This is a genomic window from Schaedlerella sp. (assembly GCF_056796775.1).
In genome coordinates, this window is record NZ_JBQIKP010000008.1 from 1 (window position 1) to 25,046 (window position 25,046).

Below are 25,046 nucleotides of genomic sequence, written 5' to 3' on the forward strand. Positions count from 1 at the left end.
ATTTTGGCGGATTATCTACGGCGAAAAGGCAGTGAGGTGATGAATATGTTGATTGCGGAATACAGTTATGAGAAAGATATTCAGGTGAAGCAGGAGGAAGCATTTCAGGTTGGGGAACGGATTGGAGAAACCAGGGGTGAAAAAAGGGGCAAAAGGATCGGTAAAAGAATCGGCAAAAAAGAAGGAATTATCTTATCCAGTAAGGTTTTTCAGGCAGTAAAAGAGAATCCGGATTTTACAGACAAGCAGATTGCAAGTAAGGTTGCCTGCACTGTTGAAAATGTAAAAGATGTACGGAAGATGTTTTCCATATAATATTTCAGAGATATACTGATATGCCCGCTGCAAAGAACAGATTCTTTACAGCGGGTATATTTTTTTTATGCCAGATATCCGTAACACGAAAATATCTGGATTTTCTCCTGTACTTCCCCTCAGCCATGTGCTACAATAGGAAAAAGCAGATTTTCTAAAGTTTCTTATATCGGAACGTCTGGTTTCGATATATCTGAGAACGTGACATTTCTATACATGGGCCTCTGTGTCCTGCCTTTCAGAAAATTCGTGCTTTGATCCACATAAAGCGGGAGGTTTTCTGAATTTGGCACCGGAAAATCTCCTGACAACAATTGAATATGAGGAGGTTTTCTATGAAACAAAAGAGAACGAGTAAGAAAAAAGTAAGCAGTACAAATGTGGCTGTTGCTTCTGCAGAACAGCTGAAAAGTGTTATTACAGTAGCCGATGCGGAAAAGGAGAACCGGGAGCACAAGGACAGTGTGTTTGTTGACTTGTTCTATGAGGATGAGACTGCGGAAAAGAATCTTCTGAGTCTCTACAACGCATTGCACGATACGCATTACCGGAATGTAAAGAATATCCGCAAAATCCGAGTCGAGAATGTCCTTTATAAAAACTTCAAGAATGATATTTCTTTTGAGTTGGATCAGAAGGTGATCGTATTCGGCGAACACCAATCAACTGTCAATAAAAACATGCCCATCCGGTGTCTCATGTATGCGGGCAGGGCTTATGAGCAGCTGGTTGATAGTGAGGATAGGTATCGGACTGCATTGGTGAAGATCCCTGCTCCGGAATTTTATACGTTTTACAATGGGAAAGCAGAGTTTCCTCTGGAACAGGAACTGTTCCTGTCCGATTCCTTCCTTGATTCCAATGGAAAAGCTTCATTGGAATTAATGGTTAAGGTCATCAATATCAATTCCAATAAGGCACATAGTATTCTTGACAAATGTGAGGTGTTAAAGGAGTACAGTCTGTTTATTGACACGGTTCGGAAGTATTCGAAGGAAGAGGATTCTATAAAGAAAGCGGTCCAGGAATGTATGGAACGCGGGATTCTGGCGGATTATCTACGGCGAAAAGGCAGTGAGGTGATGAATATGTTGATTGCGGAATATAGTTATGAGAAAGATATTCAGGTGAAACAGGAGGAAGCATTTCAGATTGGAGAATCCAGGGGCAAAAAAGAAGGAATCCTTTTATCCAGTAAAATCTTCCAGACTTTAAAAGAAAATCCTGATTATACGAACAGGCAGATTGCAGATATGGTTGCCTGTACTGTCAAGGATGTAAGGTCTGTTCGGAAGATGTTTTCCATATAGTATTTCAGAGATGTGAGGTGTTAAAGGAGTACAGTCTGTTTATTGACACGGTTCGGAAGTATTCGAAGGAAGAGGATTCTATAAAGAAAGCGGTCCAGGAATGTATGGAACGCGGGATTTTGGCGGATTATCTACGGCGAAAAGGCAGTGAGGTGATGAATATGTTGATTGCGGAATACAGTTATGAGAAAGATATTCAGGTGAAGCAGGAGGAAGCTCTGCAGCTTGGAGAAAAGAAAGGAATCATTTTGTCCAGCAAGGTCTTTCAGGCAGTAAAAGAGAATCCGGATTTTACAGACGAGCAGATTGCGGGCAAGGTTGCCTGTACTGTTGAAAATGTAAAGGATGTACGAAAGATGTTTTCCATATAATATTCAGAGATATGCTGATATGCCCGCTGCAGAGGACGGGTCCTCTGCAGCGGGGGAAGTGTCAGAATCTCTGGCACTTCCTATGATCCCGCAGCTTGAAATGATTAACAGTCTTTGAACAGCTTCCTCACTGCTGCCTCGTCATAATCCCGGATCCGCTTCAGGGGGATCCCGGCGGCTTTGAATGCCCGGTCTTTGAAGAGGTCCTTCTCCTTTGCTTTTTCCGTATCATGGGAGCTGTCGTCTAATTCCAGGGCAAAATACACCTGGAAATCATCATCGCAGATCACAAAATCCACATGCTTCTGTGAGATTTTTGCAAAATACCTCATATAATGCTTTTTGTCTGTGACCTCCATCAGATCCTTCAGCCCGATCTTGGGGCAGATCAGCAGTCCTTTTTTGTATGCTTCTTCCCGCAGGAGCAGATAAAACTTGTGCTCCCGCTTCGTAAGGAGCGGCCTTGCCCTGTAGGGGTAGGACTTTTTTTCGAAGTACCGGATCAGAAAGATGATAAACGCGGCGGTCAAAAGCACAACAGACAGGCACAGTCCCAGATTCAGATGTACTTGTTCCATCTCTTATCCCTTCTTTTGTATCCGTTTTTCAGTTCGTATCTTCTTCATAGATGAATATCTCCTCAATACGCATCCCAAAATATCGCGCGATCTTAAATGCAAGCTGAATGGAGGGGTTGTATCTTCCGTTTTCCAGGGATCCGATCGTCTGACGCGACACCTGTAATGCGGCAGCAAGCTCTTCCTGCTTGATACCCTGCGATTTCCGCAATTTTTCTAAGTGGTTTTTCATAATATTCGTTTACTTTCCATTTATATTTCCGGGATTCCGTGACCTACGGAACCTCTGTCGCTCAGTATCATTTCCATACCTACTTTTTGGGGCTTCAAGCCGCATTTTTCGTAGAACCGCATCGCCGTCTCATTGCAGGACCACACATTCAGCGTTACATTGTAGCAGCCCTGTGTTTTGGCAAATTCGAGCACATGCTCGTAGAGTTTTTTTCCGATATGCTGTCCTCGGATCGATTCGTCTACACAGAGGTCGTCAATGTACAGTGTCTTGATATCCGTCAGAATGTTGTCATTCAAATGCTGTTGAAAGATGCAGAAGGCATAACCCAGCACATACTCTGTTTCATCTACCGCGACAAATATGGGGCGCTGATTGTCATGTATGATCTCCCGGAGCTGGCTGTCCGTATATTTTCTGCTGCCGTTTCCCTTGAACAGGTCCGGGCGTCCTGTGTGGTGTACCATACATACCTGCCGCAGAAGCTCGTTGAACCTGTCCATGTCTTTTTCCTGTGCGTGCCTGATCTTCATCTTTCCCTCCGTTTCCACCCGCTCCGGATGTGTCCTTTTAATCAATAGAAGAAAACACCTTCCGAAGATTTTCTTCCGGTGCTTTCCTTTTATTCATTATATAGAATGTTTATCCGCATTTCAAGTGTACTTTTAGAATCACATTATCAGCTGAATATATCTTGTTACTGTGAGCACCCGGCCAGGGTGTGAACAGTAACAAGATCTTTTTTGTATCCTTTTGGGCATACTTATTTTCCAGCAACACAAAAGAGCCACCTGCAAGCCTGCATTGTTTTCATCCTTTTTTACGAAATTGAAGCCCAGCATATTTTTTACAAAATTACTAAATTGTCATCATGAAATGTATTGATTCCTTGTCCTCTATATGGTATTTTAAATCAGCATGAATATCATTTCAACTACACAGGAGGCCGTGCATCATGTCAATTGAAAGAGTCAGGGAATATTTTAGAACGAAGGGAGTCGAAGAGAGAATCCAGGAATTTGACAGCTCCAGCGCAACGGTCGCGCTTGCCGCACAGGCGCTGCATTGCGAAGAAAACCGAATTGCCAAAACCTTGTCTTTTCATGTGAAGGAAAAGGTTGTGCTCATTGTCATGGCCGGGGATGCCAAAATTGACAATCCGAAGTATAAGGCGCAATTTGGGACCAAGGCGAAAATGCTGTCTTTTGATGAGGCGGAGCCGCTGATCGGACATGCGGTGGGCGGAGTATGTCCCTTTGCGGTGAATCCGGGAGTGGAGGTCTATCTGGATGTATCCCTCAGGCGGTTTGCTACCGTGTTTCCCGCATGCGGCAGCTCCAACAGCGCGATCGAATTGAGTATGGAGGAGCTTGAGAAATATGCGGAACCCGTAAACTGGATTGATGTATCCAAACTGCCGGAAAGCTGAGGAATTTACGAATTCCCCAGCTTTTCCATTCCTTCTACTCCTGGATTGTATATGCTTCATCTGTAATTCAGGTGGAAAATTTTCCTCCCGCATCTTTTGCAACATTCCACTTTTTAATCCCCCCAGGATGTGATATATTATTAAGCGGGTGCCATCACCCGATGAGCAAAGAGAAAAAAGCGAGGTTACAAGAGATGAAATATGATTTTACAACCATTATGGACCGAAATGGAAAAGATGCGATCGCAGTGGACGTGATCCCTTATAAAGATATGCAGGTCAAAGAGGGGTTCAGCCGGATCCCGATGTGGGTTGCGGACATGAATTTTCAGACTGTCCCGACCATACCGGAGGCGATCATTGAACGCACCCGGCACACAGCATACGGATATTTTTTGCCCCGGGACGAATATTATGATTCCATCATCCGGTGGCAGGAAACGCGCCACAACGCGCAGGGGCTGACAAAGGAATGCATCGGTTATGAAAACGGCGTACTCGGCGGTGTGCTCAGCGCTCTGAATGTCTTTTGTTCCAAAGGCGACAAGGTCCTGCTGCATTCCCCCACTTATATCGGTTTCACGGAAGCGCTGGAAAATAACGGATATCACATGGTACTCAGTCCTCTCGTAAAGGACAAGGCGGGCTGCTGGAGAATGGATTTTGAGGATATGGAGCTTAAGCTGAAAGAAGAAAACATCCATGCGGCTATCTTCTGCTCTCCCCACAATCCGACCGGACGCGTCTGGGAACGTGAAGAGCTTATGCAGGCCATGGAGTTATTCCGGAAATACGATGTAATGGTAGCAGCGGATGAAATCTGGTCGGACATCATCCTGACCGGCTCCCGGCATATCCCGACTCAGATGGTTTCCGAGGATGCCCGGATGCGCACCGTTGCCTTTTATGCCCCGTCAAAGACGTTCAACCTGGCCGGTCTGATCGGCAGCTACCATATCATCTATAATCCCTGGATCAGGGACAGGATCCGGAAGGAGTCCTCCCTGTCACATTATAATTCCATGAATGTCCTCTCTATGCACGCGCTGATCGGAGCATATAAACCGGAAGGATATGAATGGGTTGACGAGCTGTGCCAGGTGCTGACGGAAAATGTGGAATATGCTTACCGGTTTATCCTGGAGCATTTCGACGGTGTATCCGTGTCGAAGCCGCAGGGGACATACATGCTGTTTCTGGATTGTGAAGACTGGTGCAAAAAGCACGGCCGGACCATTGATGAGCTGCAGCGCGCGGGAGTGGAGGCCGGGGTCATCTGGCAGGACGGAAGGCCGTTTCACGGCGAATACGGAATCCGCCTGAACGTGGCTCTTCCCAAGTCACTGCTGACAGAGGCCATGGAAAGATTAGATAAGATGGTGTTCTGAGAACGCTGCAAGGAGATCAAAATGGAACGAATACACAATACAAACACCCTTGGAACACATTTCAGCAGACAGGCGCTGCAGAACGGAATGCGGGACGGCGTCCCCATCGGACTGGGGTATTTTGCTGTTTCCTTTTCCCTCGGGATTGCCGCGAAGAACGCAGGGCTCACCCCATTCCAGGGCTTTCTGGCCAGCCTTTTGTGCAATGCTTCGGCCGGAGAATACGCAGGATTTACCCTGATCGCCGCAGGCGCCACCTACCTGGAGCTGGCCATCGTCACCCTGATCGCCAACGCCAGATATCTGCTCATGAGCTGTGCCATGAGCCAGCGTCTGGATCCGGCCATGCCCGGATTCCACCGTCCGCTCATGGCCTTCCACATTACGGACGAGTTGTTCGGCATCGCCATTGCGCGGCCCGGCTGTCTGAATCCATTTTACAGCTACGGCGCCGTACTGGTGGCCGCCCCCTGCTGGGCCGTCGGAACCGCCCTGGGCGCCATCGCCGGAGGACTGCTCCCGCTGCGCCTGGTGAGTGCGTTCAGCGTCGCTCTGTACGGCATGTTCCTGGCAGTCATCATTCCGGCCGCAAGAAATAGCAAGGTGATCGCCGGGCTCATTGCCATCTGCTTCGGGGCAAGTTATGGAGCGGCTCATCTGCCGGTCGTGTCCGAAGTATCCGGCGGCACGCGGACGATCTTTCTGACCGTAGTGCTTTCGGCCGCTGCCGCAGTCCTGTTTCCGAAAGATATGGGGGAGGAGGAAGATACCAATGCGTAATATGTATATTTATCTCCTGATCATGGCTGGTGTATCGTATGCGATCCGAGTGCTTCCTATGACCCTCATCCGTAAGCCGATCAAAAACAAGTTCATTCAGTCATTTTTATACTATGTTCCCTATGTGACCCTGGCTGTCATGACCTTTCCGGCCATCGTGGAAGCAACCCAGAGCCCCATATCCGGCTGCATTGCCCTGGCTGTAGGGCTGACTGCCGCATGGCTGGGAGCCGACCTGTTCAAAACGGCCGTGCTGTGCTGCGCCGCTGTACTTGCGGCGGAAATGTTTTTACTTTGAATCATTGCGTGGAAGAAATGGGTATGTTACAATCGTAATATAGCAACAATGCTTTTTAAGGTGGTGCAGTATGTCCAAAAAATTTCAAATAACCGGAACATGTATACCCGAAAAGCATTACATGGTCCATATGAAAAGCCAGATTCAAAAAATCGTTTCTGAATATATAGAAGAAGGTCAATATTTTTCTATAAACCGGGCACGGCAATATGGTAAAACCACGACCCTCTATCTATTAGAGCGATATTTAAAAAAAGAATATCTTGTGATCAGCTTAAGCTTTGAAGCAGCGGATGAATTATTTTACTCCTTATATATTTTTGCAAGCGGCTTAATTCGTAATATTGGTAAAGATTTAAAAATGCAGAACGTCTCGGAAGAGCTTCTGCAAAACTGGCTGAAACCGATATCCCCTGAGTTTCCGTTTCACGATCTGAGTGACAGAATTACGGATTTATGTTCGAACAGTCCCCGGAAAATCATTCTCATGATCGATGAGGTTGACAAAAGTTCCGAAAACCAGATTTTTTTATCCTTTCTCGGTCTTTTGCGTGAAAAATATCTCAAACAGCAGCAGAGTAAGGATGTTACTTTTCAATCTGTAATACTGGCCGGGGTTTATGACATCAAAAATCTAAAGTTAAAGCTTCACCCAGGAGAGGAAGCCAAGTACAACAGTCCTTGGAATATTGCGGCTGATTTTAATATAGATATGAGTTTTTCCCCATCTGATATCTGCGAGATGCTTTCCGAATACGAAGCAGACTGGCATACTGGTATGGATATCATCTATATTTCCAGGCTTATTTACGATTATACTTCCGGGTATCCCTATCTTGTCTCCGGCATCTGCAGGCTTATTGATGAAGCCATAGCCGCCCCCCCTGATCATTCCGGTATTGAACCCTGGTCGAGGGAAGGGGTTGCAGAGGCTGTACGGCTTATGCTCCGTCAGCCCAATACACTGTTTGATGACATGATCAAACATTTGTCAGAATATCCAGACCTGGCCGCCGTCACCCGGAATATCCTTTTTCACGGCACAGAATATTCCTTTAACCATTACAGTACGGCGCTAAACATTGGAGTGATGTTCGGATTTTTAAAAGAGCGCAGGGGAAAAACACAGATTGCAAACCGTATTTTTGAAATGCATCTGTATCAGTATTTTCTTTCTGAAGAATTGATAAAAACTGATATTCAGACTTTTCCTAACGCCCATGAAAATCAGTTTATAAAAGACGGCGCTTTGAACATGGATTTAGTGATAAAGAAGTTCGTGGAATATTATACGGATTTATATCAGGAGAAAGACGAAAGTTTTTTTGAAAAACAGGGCCGAAAAATGTTTCTCCTGTATCTTCGCCCTATCATCAACGGAACAGGAAATTTTTATGTGGAAGCAGAGACCAGAGATGAAACACAGACCGATGTAATTGTTGATTATCTCGGAAAGCAATATGTTATAGAATTAAAACTATGGAGAGGAAAAAAATATAACGAAGCCGGTGAAAAACAGCTTATTGATTATCTGAATCTCTATCATTTGGACAAAGGCTATATGCTGACATTTAGTTTTAACAAAAAGAAGCAGACCGGGATAAAAGAGATCACGATTCAGGGAAAGCGGATCCTCGAAGCGTTTGTATAAAAACAATGGAACTGCCTGGAAAATTCTGTTTTCCACGTAGTTCCATTGTTTATACCCAGGGCATCCCCTTATGGCCAGTTGGCCGTTTCACAAGGTTATACCCAAGGGCATCCCTTTATGGCCAGTCTTATTTTTCCGGATTCAGATACCGTCCCAGCACCGATATGAAGATATCCACATCAATCGGCTTCGCAATATGGGCAGTCATCCCGTTCTTCAATGCGGCCTCTTTATCTTCATCCATCGCATTGGCTGTCATGGCAATGATCGGCAGATGGCGCACATCCGCCCTGGGCATGGCCCGGATCGTTCGGGTTGCCTCATAGCCATCCATGATCGGCATCTGCACATCCATCAGGATGGCATCATAGTATCCCTCTTCCACCTTCTTCATCATCTCCACCGCATCCGAGCCGTCTGGAGCCGTATCCACGATGAAACCGGTCTCTTCCAGGATTTCCTCCGCAATCTCACGGTTGAGTTCGTTATCCTCTACGAGCAGAATACGCTTTCCGTCAAAATCAGCCTGCAACCATGTGGCCTCTTCCTCGTCCTTTTCAATCAATCGGTTTGCCACGAGCAGTACGGTCTTAAGATCGGACATAAAAAGCGGTTTTGCACAAAACGCGCTGATTCCCGCTTCCCTGGCATCCTCCTCAATATCTGACCAGTCATAGGCGGTCAGTATGATGATTGGAGCCTCACTTCCGACCGCGCTGCGGATCCTCCTGGCAGTCTCGATCCCGCTGGTCTCCGGCATCTGCCAGTCGATGATATAAGTATGGTAGGAATCTCCGTCTTCAAATGCGCTCTTTGCCCGATACGCCGCTTCTCTTCCTGAGGTTGTCCACTCCGCTCGCATCCCGATTTGCTGGAGCATCCTGCATACACTGGTGCAGGTATCAAAGTCATCATCCACCACAAGCGCGCGCTGTCCTACCAGCTCTTTAATCTTCTCCGCCTCTTTTTCCGTGTTCTGCAGCTTCAGACTGAGTTCTACCGTAAAGGTCGTGCCCTTGTTCTTTTCACTCTTGACACTGATCTTGCCGCCCATCATATCTACGATATTTTTCGTGATCGCCATACCCAGTCCGGTGCCCTGGATTCCGATCTTGGTGGTACTGGATTCCCGTTCAAAGGGTTCAAATATATGATCTACAAATTCCGGTGACATCCCGATACCATTGTCCTGGATAATAAAGACATACTCGCCGTATCCGCGCCGGTATGTGCCTTTCTGTATGATCCGGAAGTTGACCGTCCCCCCGGCCGGGGTGTACTTCACCGCATTGCTGATCAGGTTTACAAACATCTGGTTCAGCTTCAGCGAATCCGCAAATACGTCCTCGTTAGCAATGTCGTAGGTATCAATAAACAGTTCCAGCTGCTTTGCCTTGACCTGGGGCTGGATGATATTGACCAGATTGTGCATCAGCTCGGAAATATTGCACTCCTGCTCTTTGATCTGCACCTTGCCGCTCTCAATCCTGCTCATGTCCAGAATGTCATTGATCAGGCTGAGCAGATGATTGCTGGATGAAAGCACCTTCTGCAGACAGTCCTTCACCTGGTCCCTATTGTCGATGTGGCTCACGGCAATGGTCGTAAACCCAATGATCGCGTTCATCGGTGTACGGATGTCATGGGACATATTGGAAAGGAAGGTGGTCTTCGCATTGTTGGCATGCTGTGCCTCCAGCAAAGCATCCTGAAGAGCCTGCGTCTGTTCCATCTGCTTTTTCACCTGGCCCGTGATCTCCTTGGCCACAACCATGACCATGATATCTCCCGTATCATCATCCCATGTCATGATAAAGGACTGGCGTACACATATTTTTTCTCCGTCCAGGCTTTCGCTCCAGTATTCTACATTGATCTCTGCGTCGCCTTCTTCAAAGCATTTCTTTAAATATTCCAAATTGACCGTAGCGCAGTAATCCTCCATGGACTCCTCAGCCACAAACCGCTTCCACTTTTCAAACCATTCCGAGGCTCTGCAGGGCGCTTCCATTCCTACCCGCTCAAGCAGGGAAACAAGCCCGTCATCCTTCGTACAGACGATATCCCGGTCGATCATATCACGGGTCAGATTGAAGTCAAAGGTATAGATTGATTTTGACGTGATTGCGATCCGATACTGCCTTTCCTTACGGTTCGCAAGAGAGATCCGGGCCTGGATCTTTAGCTCACGCTCCTTTACATCCGTAATATTCTGCCGGATAAACAGGGCTTTTCTGGCCCTGCCGTTCTTCCGCTCCAGACAGATCACATTCATGTGCTCCCATTCCGCATTGCCGTGTCTCTGCACATGATACTCCAGGCGTACGTCTGTCTCATTTTCACCCAACATGTCCGCAAGTGCCTTGACATTGAACAGTTCCGCAAACTTCTCCCGGTCCTCCTCCTCAATCAGAAAGGTCGATAAATACTCGCACAGATCCTCCACTTTGCCGCTGGGGCCAATATCATCCCTCTCAGGCAGTGTTCCGGACAGATAATGATACGTCCCTTTCTCAAAATCAATCATGACAAAACGGGCAAACAGCGTGTTCACGCCTCCGATGACATAGCCCATCTCCCGGTTTTCCTCTTCCAGACGCTTCTTTTCCTTCCTGGTCCGAGCCAGCAGCGTTATAATATAGATGATGAACAATATGATCAGGATCAGCTCCAGGATGCTTCCTGTACGGTTCGCATTATTGATCATGGTCTGGGTTACGCTTTTCGGGAACATTTGCACAAGGACGTATTCGTTGTCCGGCAGGTTGACCACACAGATATTATCCGTCTTGCCGCCGTCAGGGCAGATATAAGCCCCTTCTCCGCCGAACTCGAATATATCTTCTATATGCTCCAATGTCTCCCTGGGCGCAATCTGTAATTCTTCCAGCAGCTCAAATATATTTTCCGAATCATCCTCACCGTCGGAGCTCGCAATCTTGGCCCCGTCCCGCATACAGAGGTACACATCCGCCTTTTCACCGAAATAGCTGGCGGAAAGCAGGTCGTTCAGATAGGAATTTGCTGAATAGATTCCTTCCAGTACGCCGATGATCTCTCCCTGAAAATGCAGGGGAGCGTAAAAGGTCACCACCGTTTCATCAAACAGGCCGGAATGCATTTCAACAGACATGCCGGTCTGCCCTCCCATGCCCAGAAGATAATACTCCTTGCTTGATGTGTCCAAAACCCTTCCGTCGGAAGTCACGCTGGTACCATTGGCATCCGTATAAATAAAGGAATCAAACAGAGAATTTCCTGTCATCCCCTTCAATGCTTCCACATTGACTGTTGGTTGGGACAGACCTTCCCCAAGAAAATACGCATACGTGCTGATCCGGTTGATCGCGTTCTCGAATTCCTTCGAGATGGAGCGCGCCGTCTGCTGTGCCGAATCCTCCGCATAATTCAGATTCTGCTTCTCAATACGCTTGCTGTTCTGCACCGTATACCACCAGAAGAGTATGATTATAGCCATCATAAGGAACAACACATAAACAAAACCCTGAAACGATCTCTTTTTTTGATTCATCAAGAAGTCCTCCGTAAATAAACCAACAATACGTATATATTTTATCATAAGTTTTATATTCTTTCAATAAAATTGAAGAGGATGCAGGTGAAAAAATGGCCGGCGCAGATATGTCTGCACCAGCCATTTTTTCATCTTGTTCCTGTACTTCATCTAAAACTCAAACACCGCTACTCCGTAGGGCGGCAGCGGATATGCGAAGGAATACTTCTGTCCGTCACATTCCTTTTTCACCGCCTTGTAGATCAGCGGCCGCGCCTCACCTTTTCCGCCGTATCTTTCGTCATCGCTGTTGAGGATCAGCTTATACTGCTTGCCCCTGGGCACGCCGACCCTGTAGTCCTCCCGCTCCATCGGAGTAAAGTTGCACACAAACAGGAGGTTCTTTTTCTTATCCCTGGAATACCTTACAAAGCTAAAAATACTCCGGAAGATATCGTCCTTGTTGATCCATGCAAAACCTTCTTCTTCCGTATCCATCTCATACAATGCCTTGTTCTTCCGATACAGATGCAGAAGCTCCTGCACCCAGTTCTGGATCTGCTGATGGGACTGCTCTGCCAGAAGATACCAGTCAAGCTCCCGCTCCTCGCTCCACTCCCTGAGCTGCGCGAAATCCTGTCCCATGAAGAGCAGCTTCTTGCCGGGATGTCCCATCATAAACGCATAGGCAACCTTCAGGTTCGCGAACTTGTCAAATCCAAGACCGGGCATCTTGTTCAGCATGGAACACTTCAGATGCACCACCTCATCATGGGAAAGTACAAGGATATAGTTCTCGCTGTACGCATATTCCATGGAAAATGTCATCATATAGTGCGCGTTCTTCCGAAACAGCGGATCCAGCTTCATATATTCCGTAAAATCATGCATCCAGCCCATGTTCCACTTGATGCTGAATCCCAGTCCGTCGTCCTCCGGCGCGCCGGTCACCTTCGGCCATGCCGTGGATTCCTCCGCGATCATCACTGCCCCGTGGTTGCGTCCCAGCACCACGGAATTCAGATGCTTGAAGAACTCGATCGCCTCCAGATTCTCATTGCCGCCGTATTTATTCGCAACCCACTGGCCGTCCTGCTTGCCGTAATCCAGATACAGCATGGAAGCTACCGCGTCCACACGCAGGCCGTCCACATGGTAATGTTCGATCCAGAATAACGCATTCGCGATCAGGAAGTTCTCCACCTCGCTCTTGCCCAGGTCAAAGATCTTGGTTCCCCAGTCCGGATGCTCTCCGCGTCTGGGATCCGCATACTCAAATGTAGGGGTTCCGTCAAAGTCCGCCAGGCCGTGCGCGTCTCTCGGGAAATGGGCCGGTACCCAGTCCAGGATGACGCCGATCTTGTTCTTATGCAGATAATTCACAAGGAACGCAAAGTCCTCCGGAGTGCCGTATCTTGACGTAGGCGCATAATATCCTGTCACCTGGTAACCCCAAGAGCCGTCAAAAGGATGTTCCGCGATGCCCATCAGTTCCACATGGGTATATCCCATCTTCTTGACATAGTCCGTAACGGATACCGCAAAATCACGGTACGTATAAAATCCTTCGTCCTCCCGGCAGGGATGCCGCATCCAGGATCCCATATGTACCTCATAGACTGACATCGGGTTCTTCGTATTGTCCCACTTTTTACGCGCTTCCATCCATGCCTCATCGGTCCAGTTAAAATGCGCGATGTCCGCCACCCGGGAAGCATTCCCCGGACGCAGCTCCGAATAATTGGCAAAAGGATCCGCCTTGAAGAGCTTTTCCCCCTCCATAGTCTCTATACAGAACTTATACATGTCCCCTTCCTTGGCTTCTGGAACAAAACGTGTATAGATGCCGGCCGGCTCCTGCCGCTCCATCTCATCCGCATCCACTTCCCAGTGATTGAACTCGCCAACTACGGACACCTTTTCCGCATGAGGCGCCCAAACCGCAAAATACACGCCCTCCACGCCGTCCACTGTCACCTTGTGCGCGCCCATCTTTTTATAGATCTCATAATGGGTACCGTGTCCGAACAGGTACTGGTCCAGTTCTCCGATCTCATAAGGCTGCGCTGCCTTTTTTGGCATTGCGCCTTTTGCTGTCTTGCTGTCTGCTTTTGTTTTACTGGTATCATTCTTTTTCATAAGCCCACCTCGTCATTGCTTGTTTTAATTCCGTGCATTACATGTGGATAGGCCTATCGGTATCTCAATCATTCACATCTCCCAGGCAAGCATGTGATACACGGAAATTTCATTAATCCCTATTATACTTTATATCTATCAAAATGAAAAGAGAAATATACCAGAAAATGCAATTCCCTTCACCCGGCAAAAATTCGACCGCCGCTCAAAAAAACGATGCCGTTTATACGATACCGAACTCTCTGAAAACTGCCCACACATAGGGCGCGCCAAATACGCCAAGGCTTTTTGGACCGGTAACCTCCCCCGGCCTGGCATGTATCTTGTCCCACGCTTTTTCGACCGTAGCCCGGGTGATGGACTTGGATCTTCTGTCTATAAACAGTTCCCCGCCGATCACCTGGTATCGGAATTCCAAGCCCTTTACCGTGTGAAATGTCTTTCCCTGATGTCTGATCAATTCCTCCCAAAGCTCTTCTCTCAGCATGCGCCACCCTGCCTCACTTTCTTGTTGCTTACAGCCCATGGCCGAACCGGCCGCGAACCACCGCTTATTTATCCTGTTTGCCTCTCCAGATCCACAGAGCGATCACGATTCCCGTTATATACAGGATATTCACCAGTACCGTAGGATTGTCCTTCAGTAAGGCCACGACCCCTACGATCGCCGACATGGAGATGGCAATCTGCAGTGTCGTAAATATCCTCTTTTCTTTGATCTCTTTTGCTTTTTGGAGTATCTCCGAATTCTTCTGCTCCATCCTGAGATATTCCATCAGATCTTCTTCGGGTATCCTGGACAGGATCCAGTCCTCCCTTGTAAAATCCTCCATATCCTTCCGCAGGCGGAAAAAATCATTGATCCGCTTCTTCGTCCGGTTCTGTCCGGATGCTTCCGTCTGCCCGCCGGACGATACTGCCTCAATGACCGGCTCCGCAGCCGGCGGGTCGTAAAATGCCGGTCCCCTGACTGCCTCTGCCGCAGGCTTTTGCGCCTCTTCCTGAATCTGAGGGCTCACAGCCCGTTCCGGCTCTGCTTCCGCTGTTCTGGCCTCCCCCTGACGCAACTGATTCTCTGCCGCCAGCTTGACGGATTCCATGGCGATCACCGTCCCCATCTGTTCCGCCGTCTTCACCGGCTCCGATGGTGTCTGCGTCCCTTCCTGCACACGAATTACTTCCTCTGCCACAATTTGTCCCTCCTATTAATTACACATGTAACGGTTCAGAACGTCAGACTGCAGTTTTCATGCTGCCGCCGTTCTGGATCGTTACTCACACATGTTATAATTCTCCTCGTTTATCATAACAAGTTTCGACAAAAAGTGCAAGGATTCTAGACAGTTCATTTCTTAAGGTTTTCTAATGGGTTACAGTTCGGACGGTCACTTCTGATCTTTAAAATGAAACCAGCCTTGTGAGCAGCGGGTTGCTCTCGTAGATCATCTCCAGAAGCACGCTGCTGTCGATCATATCGAAGCAGACCTTCCCGATCGGCAGGGAATAGCACACTGCGATCACCAGGAACAGCACCCATACGCACAAGAGGGCGCACATCGCGCCGATCACCGCGCCGCCCAGATAATTGAATACGCCTAATCCGGGCATCTCCCCCAGGATATCCACGGCGGCCATCAATGCCTTCAAGATCACAAACGCCAGAATGAAGGTTACCAGAAATGATACGACGTTGAGCATCATCCTGGATATATACGCGGCAATGTACTGCGGAAATGAGGTTACATCCAGTTCTTCGTAAATGGCGGTATTATTATTTTCCAGCAGAAGCTCCTTTAAAAATTCCGGCATTGCGGATTCTTCAATCTCCTTGATCTGCTGGTTCTTGGGAATATTCCCCAATATGCTGGCGAAATCACTTGTTGTAATACCCATACGCTTCCAGTCCAGACTGGTAAGCTTTTCGAAATCCTCCAGCGGGATGCCCTGAAGCGGGGTTCCGTTCAGGTCCTTGTCCTTTAACGTCTCCGCCGAGATCTCGGGCAGGAACGCCTGAACGATCTTTTCCTGGATCAGTTCATCCAGGGGCGTGTATTTGGCAAGCGCGCTCCCCACATGAGGGGATAAAAACGCAAATAACGCAGCAATGAGCACCGTGGATAAAAGGGAAATCCCGATCTTGAAAAAGCCGCGGACTGCCCCTGCCACGATGCCCACAAAAAATATAACACCTACTATGATCAATAACCAGTTCTCCATCACTTTTCTCCTATCCGGCCAAATAAATGACCCGTAATTCATCCGTACTCATCATCATGTACCGATTGATCCCTTCCATGGGGATCATCATCAGAATGTCGTCCTTGAGGTCACCGTCAAACCGCGGCATTCCCATGCTTGTATAGATGCTGCATCTGGAGCCTTCGTATAGTATGATTTCATTTCCTTCCATATATACATTGCTGAACTCCCCGGAAATTGCCCGGTTCATGATCTGCTTTCCCGATTTGCTGTACAGCCGTAGCTCATAACCGGATTTTTCCTCATTCAGCAGAACGAAGCCAATGTACCGGCTGGTATGAAATGTGCTTCGGATCTCGCGGAACAGTTCAACCTCTGTCGTCTTCTCCGGAATCCTGCTCCCCTTTGATATCGAAAACGAGTGATCCCCGACCGCGACGGATGTGACTGCATCCATGAAAAAAATCTCCGGTATCACAGAATCTTCGTATTCTTCCATACTGACCTGGTGGTTCTCCCGGTCCGTCCCTTCCTCCACAAAATTATAGCCTGCGACCCGGGACTTCAATGTACTGTTCTTCATGTCCAGGTATGAGACGAGCAGTACCTTTCCGTCAGGAGACATCTCCAGGGCAACTGGGTAACCCATGCTTCCGGTCACGACCTGATTCTCGACCAGGATGTTCCCGGTGGAATCATAGGTCACGATCATCGGTGAGTTTTCATTTTTCAGGATCGCGCTCACGATCCCCTGATTCGAAAGGGAAAACTTTTCAATCGGAAGATTGGTCTCGAACTCCCCTTTTAACCCCTTATCCGTAAAGATCTGTATGGAATTGCCCCCGGTATCCGCAACCGCAAAGGTCTGGTCGTTCACTTCCAGGGCCGGATTCTGAAACTGCCCCGGCTGGATCCAGAGCACTTCGTTCTGCCTGCTCAGAAACGTAACGCCGTTCCTGCCGTAACGGATGATCCCGTTTCGGAAGGAAGCATAGCGGTTGCTGTCCGAAGTCTCTCTTTTATAGGACGCGGTCTGAGATACCTTGTGGTACAGATGGTTTGTAAGCAGCAGATATGTCCCCAGCAATACCATGACCGCAAGAAATATGTTCGTCAAAAGTTTCCCCGGCCTGATCCGCCGGCGTCTTCGCTTTTTTTTCTTTGGTTTCTCCGGATCCGGCGGCTCCATCAGCTTTAAGTTTGGATTTTTCTTTTGCGTCATCTTAGTTTGAATCCCTCTTATTGCATAATCAGTTCCTCAACTGCGGTTTTCAGTCACCGTGTTATAGTATAACATCTTTTTATGGTAATAGCAATTTCTGACCAATATAAATTAAATTTCCGTCGGACAGCCCGTTCATCCTGGAGATCGCGTCCACATGAGAAATGTCTCCGTACAGCTTTTGACTGATGATCGCCAGAGTATCCCCCTGTTCCACAACGTAGATTCCGTCGCTTCCGTTATTTTCTCCGGCACCGGATCCGTCGCTCCCTTCCGGGGTTCCTGCGGCAGAAGCGCTTCCGCTGGTCTCTGCAGACGGCTCCTGAGGGGTTCCCCCTCCGGCATCTGCGGATGCGGTTTCTCCGGCCTGCACGTTTTCTCCGGGCTGTGTCTGTCCCGCAGCCGGGTCTTTGGCCTGGGCCTGTCCATCTGCCACTTCCTGGCTGCCCACCTGTCCGGCTGTTTCGTCCTGAACCCCGGCTTGTCCATCTGTCCCGCTCTGAGCTCCCGCCTGCCCCGCTTCCTGTATCTGGCCTCCCGCGTCAGGCATGCCTCCCGTCCGCGCCGCATTTTCTCCGGTGGAAGGATCACCCACAGAGGTTACCTTACCGTCCGTCTGCTGAACCTGTCCGTCATCTGACTTCGATACGCCGGACAGATTTTCCAGCGTGTTCTGGACTGATTTCATTTTATCAAAATTATTCATGGTCGCGACACCCATGATCACCACCAGAAGTACTAGGCAGGTGCTCAGCGCATACATCATGCGGTTGGACCGCTGCTTCATCATCAGCTCCTCCCGGGAACGCACGATGCTCCGAAAATCTTTGGCCGCCTGGTCTTCTACGGTTTCCGTAGGGCTTGCCCCGTTTTTCTTCCGGGTGGAGATCATGTAATTCTGCATGCATGGATTTTTTTCATAATATGTAAAATGCCCGCCGATCTCCATCAGATCATCCAGCTTATGCACAAAATAGGCTTCTTCCTTTTCCTCCGGATCCTTCATGATAAAGACCGTGTTCGTCTTGGGAAAGGATTTTTTATGGAGCTTGACCACTCTGTCCTCTGCCGTCAGAGGAACCCCCGCGTGAGCCACAAACCACCCCAGCATTTCCCCGTCCTCAAAATATTGCTTGCAGTCCTCATAGGCATGCTTCCAGGTGTCCTCGTCCAGTACATATTCCGTACCTGAGAGCTTCAGTTCATGCATCTGGATCGCTCCGTAGATGTAAACATATTCCTCTTCCTCCGTACTCTGTATATCCCCCACCAGAAATGCTCCTACCGGAGACTCTCCTGCTTTATCGCATAGCTGTGAGAAAAATGTATCTACATAATCCTCCACGTAGATCTTCGGAGTATCACTTACGTTGCCGATCTGGCGTACATTTTTGGGTATCTGTCTTTCCATCACACTCACCTCTGCTATTTTTTCCTAAAGCATAGCATAAGAAAAAAGCTGAATTTATCATTCCATGTCAGGTGAATTCGACAAAACGAACAGGATATCCGCAGATAGCGCGCAGGAGGGCAGACCCATTCCCTAATGAAAAAGCTGCCGCATTGTCTGCCGGCAGCTTTTTGTTTACTGTATTATTTGTATCCTGTATTATTTGTAGCGATTCAGATTTTCTATTTGGCTTCGATGCGAGGCAGATGCCTACCGGGCCGATTCCAGTTCTCCGAGTGTAACGTCAACTGATTTTTCGGTGTATTCCCCGTTATTCTCCGGAACCTGGATCGTCAGAGTCACCGTCTCCCCCACCGCGTAATAGGTCAGTTCCTTCTGCAGCGCGTCCTTGCCGTCCACACCGCTTCCGTTTACAGCCGTGATGATATTGCCCTTAGTGATTCCTGCCCGGTCCGCGGGGCCCCCTTCTACCGTCTCGTATACATAGACGCCTGTGGGCATATGGTATCTCTGTGCGTTTTCCACATCAAAGCATGTGATTCCCAGATACCCCTGGCTGCCTTCCGCAACCTTATATTTCGTCTTCTGGTTCATCAGGGTGTCAATAATATCGGACACGTCGCTGATCGGGATCGCGTATCCCATACCTTCCACCGTGCTTCCGGAAAGCTTCTCGGAATTGATGCCGATCACTTCCCCTTTAATATTAAGCAGCGCTCCGCCGCTGTTTCCCTGATTGATGGCCGCGTCTGTCTGGATCATACCGATTCCCTGTCCGACAGTCTCGCCGGTAGACTGATTTTTCGCAGCAGTCACACGGTCCAGGGCGCTGATCACGCCTGTCGTTACGGACTGTCCGTAGCCCAGCGCGTTCCCGATGGCGATGGCCGGTTCCCCCACCTTAAGCTGTGTGGAATCCCCCAGTGTAGCGACCGCGATATTCTCCATCGTTTCTGCCGGAATCTCATCCTTGCGTACCGCGATCACCGCCACGTCATGCTCCGGATTGCTGCCCTTGACATGAGCCTCAGCACTGTTTTCATCATTAAATGTAACGGTCAGTGTCTCGCTGCCCTGGATCACGTGGTTGTTGGTCACGATCAAAAGCTCTTCGTCTGTCTGGCTGATGATGATCCCTGTCCCCGCGCTCTGCGTTTCGTACTTCTCTGTTCCTCCGAAAAAGTTCTGTAGCTGCTGAATGCTCAGATTCGTAATTGATACGACCGACGGCATCACATTCTCTACAATAGAAGAAACGTCGGAGGTCACGACCGAGGTCGATTTGGAGAGGGAGTCAGTCACCGGGGTTGCCGTTCTTGCTTCACCCTTTGCTGAGGAAGTGTTCTCCAACCCCAGGATCTTGCTCCCCAAAATATTGGAAGTCAGGAAGGTAGCGCTTGATACAACGCCGAACAGTACTGCCAGACAGATCACCGCAACCGCCTTGGGCATCTTTTTTCTGTCTCTCTTTTCTCTGCCCGCATGTTCAGGCTGGCCGTAATTATGATAAGTATTCTGGGAATTTTCCGGATTGTAATAATTGTATTGATTGTCCATATCTCATCCTTCTTTCTCTTGTATATTTATTTTTGTTGTTTCATTGTTATATCGATATCATAGCCAGCCTTTGTGATAAAATTGTGTTCATTGTTTTAACAAAATTTGTTTTTTGCGACAGCAGCAGACGGGGTGGAAGCCTGCAGTTCCCCTGCCGCGGCTCTCATCAAAAAAACAGGCCGGGCAGTTTTCCTGTCCAAGCCTGTTTTTCATCCTTTTTTATGAATCCGTCTATCACATTTCAGATTTTATTTTTTCATATATGCTGTCCGCATCCAGTCCGTATTTTTTCACAAGCTCTACCGCTGGTCCGGACTCTCCGAAGGTATCGTTGATCCCGATCTTTAATACCTTCGTAGGCGCCTGCGCAGACAGTACGTCGCATACTGCGCTTCCCAGCCCGCCGATCACGGAATGCTCCTCTACGGTCACTACTTTGCCGGTTTCCTTCGCTGCCGCAACCACCAGCTCTTCATCCAGCGGCTTGATAGTATGGATGTTGATCACCTTCGCCTCAATCCCGTCTGCAGCCAGCTTCTCCGCCGCTTCCAGACAGTTTGCCACAGGAAGTCCGGTGGCAATGATGGTCAGGTCCTTGCCTTCCCGCAGAACTACGCCCTTGCCCAGCTCAAAATGATAATCCGGACGGTCGTTGATCACCGGCACGGCCAGTCTGCCGAAGCGCAGGTAAACCGGCCCCTGATGTTTATATGCCGCCTTTACTGCTGCCTTTGCCTCCACGTCGTCGGATGGATTGATGACCACCATCCCCGGGATCGTCCGCATGAGCGCGATATCCTCATTGCACTGGTGGCTGGCCCCGTCTTCCCCTACGGAGATTCCCGCATGGGTGGCGCCGATCTTCACGTTCAGCTTCGGATATCCTACGGAGTTGCGCACCTGCTCAAACGCGCGTCCTGCCGCAAACATCGCAAAGGAGCTTGCGAACGGAACCTTTCCGGTGGTGGAAAGTCCCGCTGCCACGCCGATCATGTTGCACTCTGCGATCCCGCAGTCAATGTGGCGCTCCGGAAATGCCTTTTTAAATACGCCTGTCTTGGTTGCTGCCGCCAGGTCTGCGTCCAGAACCACAACGTCCTCATGTTCTTTTCCCAACTCGGCCAAAGCATTGCCATAGCTTTCTCTTGTTGCGATCTTCTTTCCTTCTGACATTATGCTTCACCTGCCTTCCTCAAATCTTCCATTGCCACTGCGTACTGCTCATCGTTGGGAGCCGCGCCGTGCCAGCCCACCTGATTTTCCATGAAGGAAACGCCCTTGCCCTTCACAGTTTTCGCAACGATCGCGGTAGGCATTCCCTTTGTTGCGCGCGCCTCTTTGAACGCGGCGTCGATCTGGTCAAAATCATTTCCGTCGATATTGATCACATGGAAATTGAATGCCTCAAATTTCTTGTCAATGGGATATGGGGAATTGACTTCCGTGATCGGTCCGTCAATCTGCAGGTTATTGTTGTCTACGATCACAACCAGGTTGTCCAGCTTCCTGTGGCCTGCCAGCATGGCTGCCTCCCATACCTGTCCTTCCTGGATCTCGCCGTCTCCGAGAAGAGCATACACTCTGTAGGAGTCTCCGGAAAGCTTACCGCCGATCGCCATACCGACTGCCGCGGAGATTCCCTGTCCCAGAGAGCCGGAGGACATGTCCACGCCGGGGATGTGCTTCATATCCGGGTGTCCCTGAAGATAGGAACCGGTATGACGCAGTGTCTTTAAGTCTTCCACCGGAAAATATCCCCGGTTCGCCAGTGTGGAATATAAGCCCGGCGCCGTATGTCCCTTGGACAATACGAAACGATCGCGGTCTGCTTTTTTCGGATCCTTTGGATCAATGTTCATTTCTTCAAAAAATAAATAGGTATAGATATCCGCCGCAGATAAGGATCCGCCCGGATGTCCGGATTTTGCGCTATGTACCGCGGTCACGATCCCCTTGCGGATCTCGTTGGCAGTCTTCATTAATTCTTGCTTGTTCATCTGAAACTCTCCTTTACTCACCGAATACTGCCTTGTAGTCCGCCTGGAATTTTGCGATTCCCGCATCAGTCAGCGGATGATGTGTCATCTGCTCGATCACGCTGTAAGGAACGGTTGCGATGTCCGCGCCCGCAAGCGCGCAGTCGGTTACATGGATGGTGTTGCGCACGCTGGCTGCGATGATCTCTGTCTCGATCCCCGCAACATCAAACATCTGCGCGATCTCTGCGATCAGATCCGTGCCGCGTACAGAGATGTCGTCCAGTCTTCCCAGGAACGGAGATACATAAGTCGCGCCTGCGCGAGCCGCAAGCAGCGCCTGATTTGCCGTGAAAATCAGTGTCACATTGGTCTTGATCCCTTCGGAGGTCAGCACCTTGCATGCTTTCAGCCCTTCTGCCGTCATCGGGATCTTGACTACCATGTTGGGATGGATCTTGGCAATCTCTCTTCCTTCCCTGATCATTCCTTCCGCGTCAACTGTGGTGGCCTTGACCTCTCCGCTGATGGGTCCGTCAACGATGGAAGCGATCTCCGCAATGACCTCTTCGAATACCCGTCCTTCCTTTGCGATCAGGGATGGATTCGTAGTAACGCCGCAGATGACCCCCATGTCATTTGCCTTTTTGATATCCTCTACCTTGGCTGTGTCAATAAAAAGTTTCATGATCCGTTCCTCCTTGGAATTTGTATTTTTTTGCTGTGGTTGATATGTTTCATTTCCTGATATAGATTATAAACAACAAAAGAAAAACGGTCAATAGCAACCGTTTTTATAAATAATTCCAGTTATTAATAATTTGAATTTATTAATTGACATTTTTTAATAGAACAGAAAATATTTTTAGAATATTTTATTTTTTCTCTTGGTTTATCGCATTTTACGTCTGTTTATCAATAATAATCCGCCATGTTTATTATTAATATTTTTTGCGAGTTAATTTATTTTATTCACGGTTCACTGTCTCGGATAGGACGTTGTCCCCCGGATCACAAGCCTCGGCTCATATTCCACGTGGTAAATGCTGACCGGCTCCATATCCGAATATCTGCGGTCATGGGTCTTGATCTTTTTCATGATGATATCGCAGGCATCCCGCCCCTTGTATATGACAAAATGCTCGATGGTCGTCAGGGAGACCTTTTTCATCTTCGCGAACAAGGTATTGTCGCACCCCATCACGGACATGTCCCCCGGCACCTTATATTTCTCATCATGCAGGGCGTCCAGAATCCCGAACGCAATCATATCATTGAGCCCTACGATGGCGGTCAGCTCCTGATGCTCTGAGAGCAGTTCCCGGGTCAGGTCATATCCGATCCGGTATTCCGAATCAATGCCGGGAATATCCTTGTCAATGGATTCATTTGCCGCCTTGATCACCACATGGTCCCCCAGGCCCGCTTCCTGAAATTCCTTCTGAAATCCTTCCACCCGCTTGGAGCGCTGCTTCTGACGTACGGTCAGAGGCGGAGCGATATAAGCCACATCCCGGTGCCCGAGATCCAGCAGATGCCTCGCCATGATCCGTCCCAGCTTGGAATTGTCCAGCTCCACCGCGTCCACGTCCAGCTTTTCATTCTGGTTGTTGATTACCGCAAAGGGGATCTTCCGGGACAGCTCTTCCACCATTTCCATATAGCACCTGCTCGGGTTGCAGGTATAGACTACGCCCTGAGGGTTCAGGGACAGAAGCATTTTCAGATAACGTTCCTCCAACTCCAGGCTGCGCTGCGTATTACACACGAACAGGCCGTATCCCTGCTCCGTGGCCCGGGACTCAATCCCCTGCAGGAGCATGACATAATACGGGTTGGTCAGCGTGGGGCAGAACACCACCAGCAGCTTTTCTCTTCTACCCTCCTTGCGGGTCCTCCGTTTCGGAAGCTCATACCCCAGCTCCTGGGCCGCTTCCTCCACCTTCCGGATGACCTCTCTGGAAAAGGATACGTTATATTTTTTATTTAGAACCATTGAAACTGTGGCCTGCGACACTCCGGCCCGCCTGGCCACATCGGAAGAGGTTGCCTTTTTCCTGCTCATAGCTCCGTCCGTCCTTCCAACGCCCGCAAAAGCGTCACCTCATCGATATATTCCAGATCGCCGCCTACCGGAACACCGCTGGCGATCCTGCTCACCCTGATGCCCACAGGTTTGATCAGCTTGCTGATATACATCGCCGTCGTCTCCCCTTCCAGGCTGGAGTTGGTTGCGATGATGACCTCATCCACGTCCCCCCGCAGCCGTTCCATCAGTTCTTTTAACCGGATATCTCCCGGCCCGATGCCGAGCATGGGGGAGATGGCCCCGTGCAGGACATGATAGACCCCCTCGTATTTCCCGGTCTTTTCGTAAGCCGCCAGATCCCGGGGCGTCTCCACGACCATGATGGTCTTCTGGTCCCGGGAGGGGTTCTTGCAGATCGGGCAGACCTCCTGGTCTGTCAGGGTGCAGCACTGGGCGCAGTAGCAGACATTCTGCCGGGCGTCCACCATCGTCTTTGCCAGATTTTTTACCTGCTCCTCCGGCATATTGATCACATGAAACGCCAGCCGCTGGGCGGATTTTGTCCCGATGCCCGGCAGGCTGGAAAATGCCTGGATCAGCTGGTTGATTTGCTTGCTATAATATTCCATAAATCTTCATCTGCCTGT

Annotated in this window: 24 protein-coding genes and 1 pseudogene; 8 read left to right on the forward strand and 17 right to left on the reverse strand. The window is 49.1% G+C overall.

Annotated features, from left to right (window positions below; translation table 11 throughout):
- The 3 genes and pseudogenes from ACTOY7_RS05700 to ACTOY7_RS05710 form a co-directional block, all read left to right on the forward strand.
- Positions 1-315, forward strand: a pseudogene (locus ACTOY7_RS05700) (hypothetical protein); the annotation flags it as partial.
- Between the two features lie 335 nt (positions 316-650).
- On the forward strand, positions 651-1,625 hold the full coding sequence (locus ACTOY7_RS05705; protein WP_482672424.1) for an RpnC/YadD family protein: 975 nt from the start codon (positions 651-653) through the stop codon (positions 1,623-1,625).
- A 17-nt stretch (positions 1,626-1,642) separates the two neighbouring features.
- Entirely contained in the window at positions 1,643-1,996 is a 354-nt protein-coding gene (locus tag ACTOY7_RS05710) for a hypothetical protein (RefSeq protein WP_482670592.1), read from the forward strand.
- Positions 1,997-2,100: 104 nt separating this feature from the next.
- Here ACTOY7_RS05710 and ACTOY7_RS05715 read toward each other — a convergent pair whose 3' ends face one another.
- From ACTOY7_RS05715 to ACTOY7_RS05725, 3 genes are read right to left on the reverse strand one after another with little or no spacing between them, the layout of a single operon-like run.
- A complete protein-coding gene (locus ACTOY7_RS05715) occupies positions 2,101-2,574 on the reverse strand; it encodes a DUF2726 domain-containing protein (RefSeq protein WP_482670591.1) in 474 nt (157 codons plus the stop codon).
- A gap of 28 nt (positions 2,575-2,602) precedes the next feature.
- The gene (locus ACTOY7_RS05720; protein ID WP_300884310.1) at positions 2,603-2,806 is read right to left on the reverse strand and encodes a helix-turn-helix transcriptional regulator; all 204 of its coding nucleotides are present in this window, start codon (positions 2,804-2,806) and stop codon (positions 2,603-2,605) included.
- A 20-nt stretch (positions 2,807-2,826) separates the two neighbouring features.
- Positions 2,827-3,339, reverse strand: coding sequence for a GNAT family N-acetyltransferase (locus ACTOY7_RS05725; RefSeq protein WP_482670595.1), 513 nt, complete (start codon positions 3,337-3,339; stop codon positions 2,827-2,829).
- 422 nt (positions 3,340-3,761) lie between these two features.
- Between ACTOY7_RS05725 and ACTOY7_RS05730 the strand changes: the two genes are divergently transcribed.
- The 5 genes from ACTOY7_RS05730 to ACTOY7_RS05750 all read left to right on the forward strand — a co-directional run bounded on the left by ACTOY7_RS05730 (position 3,762) and on the right by ACTOY7_RS05750 (position 8,352).
- Positions 3,762-4,235 carry a YbaK/EbsC family protein gene (locus tag ACTOY7_RS05730; protein ID WP_394684662.1) on the forward strand — a complete coding sequence of 158 codons (474 nt, stop codon included), beginning with the start codon at positions 3,762-3,764 and terminating at the stop codon, positions 4,233-4,235.
- A gap of 194 nt (positions 4,236-4,429) precedes the next feature.
- Positions 4,430-5,623 (forward strand): MalY/PatB family protein, encoded by a 1,194-nt coding sequence (locus ACTOY7_RS05735; protein WP_160283126.1) that lies wholly within the window; start codon positions 4,430-4,432, stop codon positions 5,621-5,623.
- 21 nt (positions 5,624-5,644) lie between these two features.
- Positions 5,645-6,403 (forward strand): AzlC family ABC transporter permease, encoded by a 759-nt coding sequence (locus ACTOY7_RS05740; RefSeq protein WP_160283091.1) that lies wholly within the window; start codon positions 5,645-5,647, stop codon positions 6,401-6,403.
- On the forward strand, positions 6,396-6,701 hold the full coding sequence (locus ACTOY7_RS05745) for an AzlD domain-containing protein (protein WP_160283092.1): 306 nt from the start codon (positions 6,396-6,398) through the stop codon (positions 6,699-6,701). The genes ACTOY7_RS05740 and ACTOY7_RS05745 overlap by 8 nt, the downstream gene beginning before the upstream one ends.
- A gap of 70 nt (positions 6,702-6,771) precedes the next feature.
- On the forward strand, positions 6,772-8,352 hold the full coding sequence (locus tag ACTOY7_RS05750; protein WP_482670590.1) for an ATP-binding protein: 1,581 nt from the start codon (positions 6,772-6,774) through the stop codon (positions 8,350-8,352).
- Between the two features lie 127 nt (positions 8,353-8,479).
- On the opposite strand, the gene ACTOY7_RS05755 is transcribed toward ACTOY7_RS05750, so the two are convergent.
- The 14 genes from ACTOY7_RS05755 to recR all read right to left on the reverse strand — a co-directional run bounded on the left by ACTOY7_RS05755 (position 8,480) and on the right by recR (position 25,028).
- Positions 8,480-11,833 carry a response regulator gene (locus ACTOY7_RS05755; protein WP_482670589.1) on the reverse strand — a complete coding sequence of 1,118 codons (3,354 nt, stop codon included), beginning with the start codon at positions 11,831-11,833 and terminating at the stop codon, positions 8,480-8,482.
- A complete protein-coding gene (locus ACTOY7_RS05760; protein ID WP_300884334.1) occupies positions 11,775-12,011 on the reverse strand; it encodes a hypothetical protein in 237 nt (78 codons plus the stop codon). Before ACTOY7_RS05760 ends, ACTOY7_RS05755 begins: the two co-directional genes overlap by 59 nt.
- Positions 12,012-12,037: 26 nt before the next feature.
- Positions 12,038-13,948 (reverse strand): 1,4-alpha-glucan branching protein GlgB, encoded by a 1,911-nt coding sequence (gene glgB / locus ACTOY7_RS05765; protein WP_300884333.1) that lies wholly within the window; start codon positions 13,946-13,948, stop codon positions 12,038-12,040.
- 280 nt (positions 13,949-14,228) lie between these two features.
- On the reverse strand, positions 14,229-14,492 hold the full coding sequence (locus ACTOY7_RS05770; RefSeq protein ID WP_160283096.1) for a hypothetical protein: 264 nt from the start codon (positions 14,490-14,492) through the stop codon (positions 14,229-14,231).
- A 64-nt stretch (positions 14,493-14,556) separates the two neighbouring features.
- Positions 14,557-15,195, reverse strand: a complete 639-nt coding sequence (locus tag ACTOY7_RS05775; RefSeq protein ID WP_160283097.1) for a hypothetical protein — start codon at positions 15,193-15,195, stop codon at positions 14,557-14,559.
- A 208-nt stretch (positions 15,196-15,403) separates the two neighbouring features.
- On the reverse strand, positions 15,404-16,222 hold the full coding sequence (locus ACTOY7_RS05780) for a CvpA family protein (protein ID WP_482670588.1): 819 nt from the start codon (positions 16,220-16,222) through the stop codon (positions 15,404-15,406).
- 10 nt (positions 16,223-16,232) lie between these two features.
- On the reverse strand, positions 16,233-17,426 hold the full coding sequence (locus tag ACTOY7_RS05785) for a DUF5711 family protein (protein WP_300884318.1): 1,194 nt from the start codon (positions 17,424-17,426) through the stop codon (positions 16,233-16,235).
- A 79-nt stretch (positions 17,427-17,505) separates the two neighbouring features.
- Positions 17,506-18,837 (reverse strand): LysM peptidoglycan-binding domain-containing protein, encoded by a 1,332-nt coding sequence (locus ACTOY7_RS05790; protein ID WP_482670587.1) that lies wholly within the window; start codon positions 18,835-18,837, stop codon positions 17,506-17,508.
- Between the two features lie 249 nt (positions 18,838-19,086).
- Complete coding sequence (locus tag ACTOY7_RS05795; RefSeq protein WP_482670586.1) at positions 19,087-20,394, reverse strand: S1C family serine protease; 1,308 nt, start codon at positions 20,392-20,394, stop codon at positions 19,087-19,089.
- 234 nt (positions 20,395-20,628) lie between these two features.
- The gene (locus tag ACTOY7_RS05800; protein ID WP_394684670.1) at positions 20,629-21,567 is read right to left on the reverse strand and encodes a transketolase family protein; all 939 of its coding nucleotides are present in this window, start codon (positions 21,565-21,567) and stop codon (positions 20,629-20,631) included.
- On the reverse strand, positions 21,567-22,391 hold the full coding sequence (locus ACTOY7_RS05805; RefSeq protein ID WP_160283103.1) for a transketolase: 825 nt from the start codon (positions 22,389-22,391) through the stop codon (positions 21,567-21,569). Before ACTOY7_RS05805 ends, ACTOY7_RS05800 begins: the two co-directional genes overlap by 1 nt.
- Before the next feature lie 13 nt (positions 22,392-22,404).
- Positions 22,405-23,058, reverse strand: a complete 654-nt coding sequence (gene fsa, locus ACTOY7_RS05810) for a fructose-6-phosphate aldolase (RefSeq protein WP_160283104.1) — start codon at positions 23,056-23,058, stop codon at positions 22,405-22,407.
- A 291-nt stretch (positions 23,059-23,349) separates the two neighbouring features.
- A complete protein-coding gene (locus ACTOY7_RS05815) occupies positions 23,350-24,435 on the reverse strand; it encodes a LacI family DNA-binding transcriptional regulator (RefSeq protein ID WP_160283105.1) in 1,086 nt (361 codons plus the stop codon).
- Positions 24,432-25,028: a recombination mediator RecR gene (gene recR / locus ACTOY7_RS05820; RefSeq protein ID WP_016297694.1), complete on the reverse strand. Its 597-nt coding sequence runs from the start codon at positions 25,026-25,028 to the stop codon at positions 24,432-24,434. The genes ACTOY7_RS05815 and recR overlap by 4 nt, the downstream gene beginning before the upstream one ends.
- Positions 25,029-25,046 lie beyond the last annotated feature (18 nt).